The organism is Haloarcula sp. K1, assembly GCF_001647155.1.
In the GTDB taxonomy this organism is placed as follows: Archaea; Halobacteriota; Halobacteria; order Halobacteriales; family Haloarculaceae; genus Haloarcula; species Haloarcula hispanica.
On the sequence record NZ_LRHL01000018.1, the window covers coordinates 1 to 10,842 of the forward strand.

Annotated in this window: 9 protein-coding genes and 3 pseudogenes; 8 read left to right on the plus strand and 4 right to left on the minus strand. The window is 54.1% G+C overall.

From position 1 onward, the window contains the following. Positions 1-93: 93 nt before the first annotated feature. Positions 94-693 carry a helix-turn-helix domain-containing protein gene (locus AV929_RS07025; protein WP_050036650.1) on the plus strand — a complete coding sequence of 200 codons (600 nt, stop codon included), beginning with the start codon at positions 94-96 and terminating at the stop codon, positions 691-693. Further along, positions 690-1,199: a hypothetical protein gene (locus AV929_RS07030; RefSeq protein WP_050036649.1), complete on the plus strand. Its 510-nt coding sequence runs from the start codon at positions 690-692 to the stop codon at positions 1,197-1,199. The genes AV929_RS07025 and AV929_RS07030 overlap by 4 nt, the downstream gene beginning before the upstream one ends. An 802-nt stretch (positions 1,200-2,001) precedes the next feature. Here the strand turns inward: AV929_RS07030 and AV929_RS07035 are convergent. After that, positions 2,002-2,382: pseudogene (locus AV929_RS07035) on the minus strand (helix-turn-helix transcriptional regulator); the annotation flags it as partial. Positions 2,383-2,761: 379 nt separating this feature from the next. Then, positions 2,762-3,478: a halocyanin domain-containing protein gene (locus tag AV929_RS21325; RefSeq protein ID WP_230458860.1), complete on the minus strand. Its 717-nt coding sequence runs from the start codon at positions 3,476-3,478 to the stop codon at positions 2,762-2,764. An 864-nt stretch (positions 3,479-4,342) separates the two neighbouring features. Between AV929_RS21325 and AV929_RS07040 the strand changes: the two genes are divergently transcribed. The 5 genes and pseudogenes from AV929_RS07040 (at position 4,343) to AV929_RS21790 (ending at position 6,839) form a co-directional block, all read left to right on the plus strand. Continuing rightward, complete coding sequence (locus tag AV929_RS07040; protein ID WP_014030637.1) at positions 4,343-4,792, plus strand: VOC family protein; 450 nt, start codon at positions 4,343-4,345, stop codon at positions 4,790-4,792. A 484-nt stretch (positions 4,793-5,276) separates the two neighbouring features. After that, positions 5,277-5,501: pseudogene (locus tag AV929_RS21335) on the plus strand (transcription initiation factor IIB family protein); the annotation flags it as partial. Between the two features lie 116 nt (positions 5,502-5,617). Then, positions 5,618-5,869, plus strand: a complete 252-nt coding sequence (locus AV929_RS07045) for an AbrB/MazE/SpoVT family DNA-binding domain-containing protein (RefSeq protein WP_023842898.1) — start codon at positions 5,618-5,620, stop codon at positions 5,867-5,869. Then, positions 5,870-6,304: a PIN domain-containing protein gene (locus AV929_RS07050; protein ID WP_064287843.1), complete on the plus strand. Its 435-nt coding sequence runs from the start codon at positions 5,870-5,872 to the stop codon at positions 6,302-6,304. It abuts the gene before it with no gap. 382 nt (positions 6,305-6,686) lie between these two features. Then, complete coding sequence (locus tag AV929_RS21790) at positions 6,687-6,839, plus strand: hypothetical protein (protein ID WP_023842963.1); 153 nt, start codon at positions 6,687-6,689, stop codon at positions 6,837-6,839. 9 nt (positions 6,840-6,848) lie between these two features. Here the strand turns inward: AV929_RS21790 and AV929_RS07055 are convergent, their stop codons facing one another. Further along, entirely contained in the window at positions 6,849-7,214 is a 366-nt protein-coding gene (locus AV929_RS07055; protein ID WP_196219982.1) for a hypothetical protein, read from the minus strand. A gap of 1,095 nt (positions 7,215-8,309) precedes the next feature. After that, positions 8,310-9,776, minus strand: a pseudogene (locus tag AV929_RS07060) (type IV secretion system DNA-binding domain-containing protein); the annotation flags it as partial. A gap of 402 nt (positions 9,777-10,178) precedes the next feature. Between AV929_RS07060 and AV929_RS07065 the strand changes: the two are divergent. Beyond that, positions 10,179-10,520, plus strand: coding sequence for a hypothetical protein (locus AV929_RS07065; RefSeq protein WP_023842902.1), 342 nt, complete (start codon positions 10,179-10,181; stop codon positions 10,518-10,520). Positions 10,521-10,842 lie beyond the last annotated feature (322 nt).

Here is a 10,842-nt window from a genome sequence, read left to right on the forward strand (position 1 = left end):
AAACCGCCGTGCCTCACTCTTCAATCCTTATCTGAACACTACGGACCAGAACACTCTTTACTGTTTCTCTGTAAACTGTAATTAACGTACACTATGTCACGCACCTCAGACCAAACCGACGGCGACATTGTCCGCGACTTCCTCTCGGTCGCGGATCTCCTCGAAGAGCCTCAACTGGCACAGCTGTACGCATACCTCGCTCGCAAAGACGAGGCGACTGTCCAAGACGTAATGCACGAACTCAGCCTCGCACAGGGAACTGCCTACAGCTACGTTAACCGGCTCGTTGACGCCGACGTCGTTGAGGTCACTCACGACGAGCAGCCCCGTCGATATGCAGCCCGCGAGATCAATCTGACTGTGACGACAGTCGCGGGCGACCGCGAGTACACGATCACGCCAGCGCTCATTGACGCGGTCGGTCGCCGTGAGTCCAACGATGACATCGACACCTACATCGACCGCCACAGCGTCGCCGGCCTCGCAACGGCGCTCACCTACGCGGTCGCCCGCGAACGTGGGGAAACAACCCACCGGCTGATGGCTGAGGATCTCGATATCTCGCCGCTGGCTGCGGAGATGATCCTGCAGGCGCTCCGGCCCGTCGTCCACGAGCACTACGACATCGAAGCGTCGGGCGCGTCGCTTGACGAGTTGGACACCAACGACAGCGACGCGGCTGACGACACGTGAGCAGCCTCCATATCGTCGACACCGGCCTGTTCGTCGCGATGGGGCAGCTGTCGAACAGGCGGTACAAGGCCGTCCGTCGATTTGCCCGCCAGAACGACATCACCTTCGTCCTTCCAGAGCGAGTGTACGAGGAGCTGACAGTCGACGACTCCGACGTTGAAGCGCCACCTGTCGATGCTGCGATCAACGAGGAGTGGGCTGACGTCGCAGCGCCACTTGATTTTTCCAAACCCATCGTCTCGAGGGCGATGGATGGCGTCCAGAGATACATTGCGAGCGCCGACGACCGACCCGCAGACGAGGTCGAGCGAGCCGACGCCGCGCTTGCGGCCCTAGCTGCTCAGCATCTCAGTTCGGGGACAGTACGCCAAGTGTACATCTATACAACCGATATCGCCGCCGGCGAAGGGGCTGAAACTGTGCTCACCAGTGAGGGATACGGTGACTCGGTGACGTTCGTGAACGGCTTCCGGTTCCTCGAAGATTTACTCCCGGGCGATAGCTAGTCGATTCTCAATACTCTGTCGAGATCTCCCTACTTTATCTTCGACATTTTGTATTCCAATTGCGGTACGATTGTTTCCACGGAAGCGATTCAGGATCTATTCGCCTAGCTCATCCGTTTTTGTCTTAACCAACAAAGTCGGCGCAGTCTGGGGAAATGTTGGTTAGTCGGTGTCTGGGCCCAGTGGCCCGGGTAGACACACCTCGGTTTTGTGTGGCCGCAAGCGGGTGGCGGCCAGACAGGGCCGCTGGGAGGTAATATCTCCGGTGAATGATATTCACTGTCTATGGCGTGAGGACGGATTCATTACCGAATCCGCTGAGATTCGGATGCAGTCGAGGTCGTTGTCAACCCAAGACCAATTGCGTTCATCTATAGTCTCAATACCTGAGTCTTTAGCATCCCGTAAATAATACAGACTCTCATGAGTGATTGTATCTGGGCTGTGTGTAAGCCCGAGCAGCGGGCTATCTTGTTTTTTTGTATTACGTATGGTGCGTCGGTTATCGGAATCCAACTCACAAACTGGGCATGGAGTGCTGAAAAAGAGACCAACGGATTTCCGTGGATAGATGAGTGGTGGATACTCGTACTAGTCACAGTGATACTCTATGTATTTGGAGGGTTCAACTCGAAACTTCTATTCGTTTGATGTATTCTACGGTGTCATAGAACGGTTCACTGGGTCGTTTGTTTCAACGCTCTTGAGCGAGAACTACTTGCTCAGCAAGTGTACAAATAGAGCGACTACTCCCAATTAGCCACGAGTAAACCGATTGTTGTGAGCGCTAATACACCCCCCGGAGTAGTTCGTCGACGTCGTCGGCGTCAGTGATCGCGGCTTGCACACGATCGATGAAGGCCCGGATCGGCGCATGGAACTCAGACTGCGGAATGGCGAGGATTGGGTCGTCTTTCTAGAGTCGATCTGGGTTGATCGTGATGTGGTTTCGTTGTGGCGTCTCTCGAATTTGTATGGCACCAATACTGTCGAGGAGGGCGACAGCCCGCCACACCGTCGAGCGGGTGACACCCGTGGCGTCAACGAATTCGGGGATCGTAATCTCCGTGTCGTGGGCGTCGGCGAGCAGTCGGGGGATGTCGTCTGCGGCACCGATACGAAAGACATCGGTATCCGGGTCAGGATACGTATCGATGCAGACCGTTATATCCCGTTTCGCTATTTCAGACACTATCTGATTTTGTGCAACAGCATATAAATATAGTAACAATTGAAACGATTTACACACTGATCGCACTGCCATCGTGCGATCAGGTGTGCATTGATTTTCAATGGCTACTATAGGTGGCGTCGTCAAGTAGTAGGGCAGTATCCTATGCCAGTAATTCACGGCCGCTATTGGTTCCAGGGTCGCTGGCTCGACGTTGATTTGGCGACGATGCGTGCTATTGTTTGGCCTGTTTAGGGTGCATCGGATCCAGAAGGGAGGCCCCACCTGTGAACAACTCGACGAGAGCTGTGCCGGTGGGACAATCGATCCCGAGTGGGTATGCGAGGTAGACGATCCGTTTGGTTGCTGTTCCGTTATTTACGTCCCCAGATCATTCAACGATAATTGCACCCCGATGTCCTATAGAATGATGTGGTTCGCATGAATACCGGTAAATGCCAGCCTTGGTAAAGGTATCTTCGAAGTGAACCCCAGACTTGGCGTATATGGACTCTTCACCAATCTCACTATCATCGAAGACTATGTTATGCGCACCTCCCTTCCCGATCCAGTTCCATCGAATTGTTGTCCCAGTTGAAACCTTTATTGCGTGCGGATCAAACGCGAAGTTTCCACCATTACCTTCTGCCCCTGACACGATTTCGACGAAGTCCGTCCCCGTTTCGTCAGTGATTGAGCCATCATATTCATCTGTTGCAGCAAGCCACTTATCCACAGTGGGGTACCCACTCGATGGTGCGGAAGCCACCACAACGACCCCCTTCATTCCCACCTCTTCATGTGGCTCGCTAACGTATTTGTACGTCCCTTCAGTTTCGAATGTATACTCAAAAGTATTGCCTGCTTCTGCAATTGGCTGTCCGCTGTCAAACGTACCGTCTATTGCTACAACATTGTGCTCCGTCTCGTCTCCAATCCAGTCCCAGGTTACGGTTGTGCCTGGTGTAACCTTGATCGCAGGCGGTGCAAATGACTTTGTACCCGTTATCCCGAGATATACTGTTGGCGGGTCATTATACCGGAGATCGCGAATTGTCTGGCCTTGTGGGTCGTTCGCACTTAAGAGCCATTCATCTAACGGATCCATTGTACTTGCCGACTCTGTATCCTCGGTCTCATGAGGTGTTGAGGGATCACTGGAGCTTTCTGCCCGAACACGGCTGAAACCGACTAGTGAGCCGAGTCCGACAACGCTTGCACCAAGGAATGTACGCCGATTACTGGAGGGCATTGCATGCGGATAGTGACAGAGTAACATAAAAAAAGCTGGAGGATGGTTTCCAAACAATAGAAATAGCTTTGTTGAAAATACCAATTCTCGTATGGCTGATGAGACACATTTGAGGCTAATAATAGGTGGGTGCCTATGTGAGGGACGTCCAATAGGTAAAAAGTGTCAGATCAGCAGATGCTGATATCGCAAGATAGACGTGAACGACATCGTCGGCCTGCGGTGCGACGTGTTGAGCCATAACGACGATCTACAGCGATACTGCAATGGTCAGGACAAGTGTCCCTACTTGATTTGGAGCAGTCTCCGGTCCCACTGAGCAATTCTGATAGCATCTGGGATTGTCTCTGAACTTGGCAGCCTGATGACGTTGAGATGACTTGGAAAATGGTGGGCACACAAGCAACTCGTGACGAATTACAGAGCGTGGGATTCCTGATTATAAACGAGTGGCAGGCACCGAATAATAACAAGCAGTGCCCAAAACCGCCGTTCTTTGTAGCATAACTCAATAACTAAGCCCAAGATACTATCATCTCAATTGTTATTCGGAGGAAGGCAAACTGGCTAATAAGTATAACCTCGTCTGCTCTGGTCCGCTAGAAATACGGTACTGTGGATTCGGCATATAGTTCGTGTGGATAGGATCCTTTCCGCTATAGAAAATGACAAATTTTCATATGACCAGTAGCTTCAGTTATTGAGCCACAACAATAGTGCATGCACATCGACGGTATCCATCACCTTGTTTTGCTGGTTGACGACGTTCAGAAAGGTGAATCGTACTACCGGGAACTGTTTGATCTCGAAGTGCATTTCCGCGAGGGCACCCTTGATGGAGAACTTGGAACTGTCCCCGAAGAGGTCTCATGGGAAGAGGCCCTCGACGAAGGAGTGACACCGTATATGTCGTTCCTTGGACGAGACGGGTTCCATGTGGCGGTCGCTAATGCAAAGGGACAACAGGACACTGGCCGGCTCGACCACATCGCACTCGCCGTTGATGATGACGCATTCGAGGCAATTACTGAACATGCCGACTCCCTTGGGTGTGACGTCAAAGAGAACGCCTCCCATCACCGCGTTTTTCTAGATAGGTACAACGTCAAGTGGGAACTGAACGAGAAACCCCGTCCGCCCGGCCCGGCATTTACAGAATTAGATGTTTGACCGATAGATACAGGGATCTCACGTTGTACTGCGATCGAATATTCTGTTCAAAATTGGAGTGATTACTACAAACCCGATGAAGATCACGACGACGTAAAAAATAAAATTGGTACCTATTGCGAGTGGACCAGCAATATCGCTCGTATAGGTATTGTAAAGCGTGAATATAATCGCAGCAACTACGGCGTCTGGGAGATAATTGGATACCAACTCTCGTAATTTCATACTGGATCTTGTCACACTATTTTCAAAATCATATCGGTTAGGAAGCAATTTTCAGAGGTTGAGTTGATGAGTAGACACACGAATTAACGCTCAACTCTCAATCAAAGGTACGAAACAAACATCGGCAGCTTTCTGCATTGGAGAAATCGCCTCATACGAGGATTCACACAGTCGAACTGAATCGAATCTATAGTCCTTGATCGGAGCGACACACTCGAGATCCCTCTCAAAGGCGGATCGAGAGCGCAAGCTGGTGCTGTCGTACGATGCGGACGAGCGTGAACGAACAGGCGCACCACTAACTGCGGCCCGCCACGATAGAGGCCTCTCGACGGAGGTCGGACGCAGAACCGATACACACGGGAACGGACTTTCAGGGCAGAAACGCCGGTAGCTCGCCCGAATGCGCCATGAGCTGACTCGGGGCCGCTGGCGATCCAAAGCAGAACGGAATCTCGCATACGGGTTGGGCGAGGTGCGCCGGCCGGCTCCCAATGGCCTCATAGTAGATTGCCATCCTCTCCGTCGGAATCGCTCTTCTGCTACTGAGTAGTGTGGCCGCACACTAGGTATTTCACAGCCGATCACATACACTGTGGTATGAGCAGCGACAGAGTCGACGCCGAAAGTAAGGTGTCTGGAAACCAGGCAAATATTCCCGCCCGGATTCGGCGCGAGCTCGATATCGACGATGGTGATCAACTCCGTTGGCATCTCGAAGACGACGGCAGCATACGGGTCCAAGTTGTCCAACAGCAAACGGGCACGTTCGCCGACTTCGACGGCTACGCTGGTGAGAAGTCGACCAACGTAACGAGCGATCACGACGCCTGGGGCGTCAACGTCGAGTAAATGCCTCGTGCACTCATTGATACGACAGTCCTCTTTGCAGCCGCATACCGACGGGATGGATCCCACGATGCCGCGCTTCCCGTGCTCCAGGGAATCGACAATGGAACGCTCCCGGAGGCAGTCATCCTCGACTACGTTCTCGCAGAAACACTCAACGGCCTCACGACCCACGCCGGCCACGACGCAGCCGTCGATCTCCTTGATCGTATCGAAGAAAACGCCCGCTTCCACATCGACTCCCTCACCACCGACGCCCTCTCGACAGGGAAGGCCCTTTTTCGCCAACACGAACCGCTCTCCTTCGTCGATGCCTGCATTATCGCGTATATGCAAACCGAGGGACTCGGTTACCTGTATGCGTTTGATGACGATTTTGACGCTGTCGATGAAGTCTATCGGCTCGATACCGCAACGAATCCCTACGATCCGGACTGACACTGGTAGACGCCAGGGCCGCCGACGAAGTTCGGTCTCAGGATAGTTGTACCTCATAGTCAACCGCCAGCTCCCGGCACTCGTCCCACTTCGGAAGACGCTCTTTATCGACTTTGTCGTGTGTCCCAAGGTAGCGGCGCAAGGCGTCGGTTTCGTCTTTGAGGCCATACTTCGCCGCCTATTTTCATCGTCAACGTCGGCGTGGCGGAGCAGAAGCTATCTAGCCAAATTAGCGACGGTTCAGTGAAACTATACGGTCTTTCCGCAGCCTTGCATAAGAGCGATCGGCGGCTGAGACCGGCATCGCAGGCGGAACACCTCGATTTTGTGTGGCCGCAGGCAGGTGGCGGCCAGACCGGGCCGCCGGGAGGTAATTTCTCAAATGGGAGACGTTCAGTGTCCGCGATGTGAGGAAGTCTTCAACACTCGGTACAACCCTGTGAGGTTTCGCGCCGGGTCCTTCTACGACCCAGAGCGCGATGAAGAGTACGAGCAGGTCTGTGAGGACTGCCATCGAGAACTGACAGACAAATAAGTCAGTCGTCTACTCCCCAATTTTTTCTGGTACTGGATCGGGGATCGTTCCGAGTTCCATCTTCAGGAGGCGCTCTGCTTCATCAGTGTGGGTATCCTCTTCGATCAGGAAGGCTTCGACGGTTTCCCGATCACTGTGATACTGGATTGCTGTCTCGTATCCATACCGGGTGTTTACGCCTGGTGCTGAGCCGTGCTTGACACGCACCAGAAACTCGCGATCCTCCCATGTTTTGATTTTCACTGACAGCGGTGCATCGAGTTCTCGGCGGGCGATGTCGATCACTTCGTCGACGACCGGCCCGATCGTTTCCATGCTCGGAATCTGACGCTGGTCGGATGGCTGTTGCTCTGGAGAAAGGTGTGGCTGTGACATGAGAACGGTGCGATTCAGACTTGCCCGTCATCGCTCAAAAAGCTCCGGGTTGGGCTGGCTCCCCCAGCTGGCACACGTCGAGATACCGATTCCACGGAGTGTCGGATGTATCGCAGGCGTGGGTCTGCCGGCCCGGGCACAACTGGGCTGGATGGCTGGTGGACCGTCCCAGCGCGCGACGCCACTGACAGACTCGCGATGCTCGTCTGTCGTGTCCTCGTTCACTCTCGCTCACTCGGACGACGGGGCGCTGCGCTCGGCGCGGTCGCGCGCCTCACGCCGGTCCACTCGTGCCTGCAGTGGCGGGCGCGATCCCCGCCGGGAATCGGACAGTTCCCAGCTGAGTGGCACACTAATTTGCGACTACACTATGATACGAAAACAAGGCACATTGTACCTATTGGGTTTCAGACACAAAGCTCCGGACATGATGGTGTGCTCGCCGACCGGTGAGCGACAAGGTGTGCGCCACGAGGGGCCGAAGCGAGCGAGGGTCGAGCGTGGGTCTGCCAGCACTGGCTCAGTTCGAGTGTGGTCGTGATCGGCGTGGCCCGGGACGTCGGTGGCCGGCGACATGCGTGGCACAGTGGACTCGCATGACACTCGGTGGGGCTGGCCCGCCATGTGCAGTCCCGGTCGGACTCTGGGGAGTGAGGTGAGACATATCTGTTCTCCAATAGGTGAGAGTGCAGGTGGCCTGAGCGGATTCGTACCCCTGTTTGTGTCGGGTCTATCGACCCGCTCTCCCACTGTTAGATTGCCTATGCATTTCTCGCAAAAATCGCTCTCAGAACGCCCCGCAAAGCACGGCAAGTTAAAGGACCAATTATTCGGTGAATCACACCCGCCACGTATTGCGATTTTGTACGAATCAGTCACTTAGCTAATAGATTCACATAGGAGCAAAACCGATTCCGTCTGGCGATTTCACCCAGAATCAGTTAGCTGGGGAGACTTTACCGGATATCTGATAATAGCTCTATTGAGGGGCTACAGCCAAAGGACTCTATCAGTCAACAACCAAAGGGAGATCAAGAGATTATCTGCAAAAGTATAGATTTTCTTAGATGCTATCGTTACTCTGTAGAGAGGCAGTCACATGAACCCAGCCGGGTCGTGCCCCTTCTCTTCTGACTCTGTTTTGTCTTGCTCATCAGTCTCAGTAGCGTCTGATTCTGAGGCCGATTCAGCATCTCCTTTCTCAGCGGCTTCCGTCTCATCAGTGGTGGGGTTCGGTGACTCGTCAGAGGAGAAGTCACCGCTGTTGTCGTCGGACTGCTGGTCGTGATCGCCACCGACGCACTCACATTCTTCATCTGATAGGTTCGGATGGTCTGCGTCCGGAGACGTGACGGCGGTGTTTGCTGTTGTCTGGTCGAGTGGGTCGGTCGACTCGTCGTCGCCCAACCCGTCTGTCGCGTCGACAGTCGGTTCGACTTCGGAGTCACGATCCGGGCCACTCTCTCTGGACTCACCGTCGTCGTCCTCACCAAGTGACCCATAGAGCACATCGTCGAGTCGGGCCCGAGTGAACGAGAACCAGCTGTCACTCTCTATGTCGGTGTCATCCTCAGAGGGTTCCAGTTCTGAACTGCCCGGCGACTCCGCACCCTGCGCCGGGAGGCTATCGCGAACGTCGTCTAGTTCGTAGGACTGTCCATGAACCCACATCGTCCGAGAGACGGCAACGCACTCACCGGGCTGGAAGTCTCGGAGCAGACCGGATGTGACCGGTGTTTTGTCCTTCTCTTTGTACGTGTCCCGAGCCTGCGTCCGGGGGTTCTCGCCGCGTCCCTGGTGGCTCATCGACACCATCTCGGACCGGTCATACTGTCGACTCTCGCCAAGTTCGTCAAGGATGAAGTCCGTCGACTCAGTGTCACCCGGACCGAAGTAAACGCCCTGCGGGCAGTTGCCGACAATGCCAGAGATTGTACTGTACGTGTCTTTGAGCTGGCCGATTGTCTGTACACCGACTAGTGCCCGGGCCTTGTGTTTCCGACCTCGGGCCGTGAGGTTCGTTACCTGAGTGAGCGCCGGCAGCGCGTCAATCTCGTCGAGGATATGGACCGTCGGGTTCGAGGCGTTCATCGCGTAGCGGATTGACCAGTCTACGAGCAGCTGGTACATCGGCCCGAGCGTTTCCAGTTCCGTCGGGTTCGAGTCAATGATGAGGACCCGGCCTTCCGGGTTCTCGATGTACTCTTGCAGGGAGAACTCCCCGTAGTCTCCGAAGTCACCAGTGAAGACGGGATCGACGTTCTCCTTGATCGTCTGGTAAACGTTCTGTGCGCCTTTCTTGTCAGGGTCGATGTGACCCGAGTCCAGTCGGTCGAACTCATCGAGTGCCTTTTTCAGCGCGATATGGCCCTCGTTGAGCAGCGAGACGATATCGGCGTGACAGAGCGCATGGCGGCGACTGTTCTTTTTCGCGTTGAGATGGAGATACATCAGCATCTCCGCGAAGGTCTGTTTGGCGGGCCGATGGAATGGGTCGTGGCCGTTGGCTTCGCCGAAGATCGCGCCGGCGACCTCACGGAAGTCCGACTCTGAATCGGCGTCCCCTCCCCGGGGCCCGGGTGTTTCCGCGTAATTCTATAGATGGTGTGAGGTGCAGAAGAGCATAATGAGTCTCGACAAGAGAGAATTATTGGCGATACTGCGATTAAGAATGCCCTCTAACGCGGATTTTCCTATCGGCATAAACTGAATCAGTTCCTGTTTCTCACATCTATTATATCTCTTTCTTTCTAGCTAGTTATTGCCTAGAGTAGAAGAAAGAGAGAAACGGTCTGCTATCCGTTTCAAACCTCTGTATCAGCTTTCTGCTCTCTCTAGAATTAAATATCTCTTCTAATATTTTCCTGTATTTATATGTGTATCTTGGTTATTCTCATTTAGCCTGTCTTGCCTATCTAGGGTTTACGCGGAAACACCCGGGGGCGGGGGTCCCAAATCATAAGGATGGATTTGCCTGCCATTCGGTGGCGAGGGCAGCAGTTCGCAGGCTCTACCCCCAGCGCTGACGTGGACATCGACGACTACGGACCGGAGTTTGCCGACAAGATGGCTGTCATCGCCGAAGTTCTCTATGATCTGGGGCATCGGAAGATCGACTACGGCGATGAATTGACGCTGGCTGTGACTGGACGTGCTGATCGACTTGAGGAGTGGCTGGCGTTGCATCCAGATGTCAGGCAGGTGCTGTCGCTGGTCGCTCACCTGCGGGGGACGACGCTGGAACGGCAGACCGACGGGGCCGAACAGTGCGTTACCACCCCCCAAATCGGTCATGCTGGGGCTTGACCCCGATCCGACGACGACTCAGCTTCGCTCGTCAGCTCTGCAAATTAGACATGAATCCGGCATTCTGGCTGTTTCTCTGGGTTTCTGTTCTATCTGCTCAGGCAGCTCCGATTACAGGGATAATCAGGAACATCTCTCACGTCTGTATGGCGCACATGCAGGGTGATGCAAGAGTTTATACAATCACACAGCTAATATTGAAGTGAACTATGAGTCTTGATGAAGCGGTGGACGGGGCGCTTGCGACATATGGGATGTCGCGTAGCGAAGAGGCCGAAGAAACTGGCCGATTAGTCGCTACTCTCCAAGACTAACGCAGTCC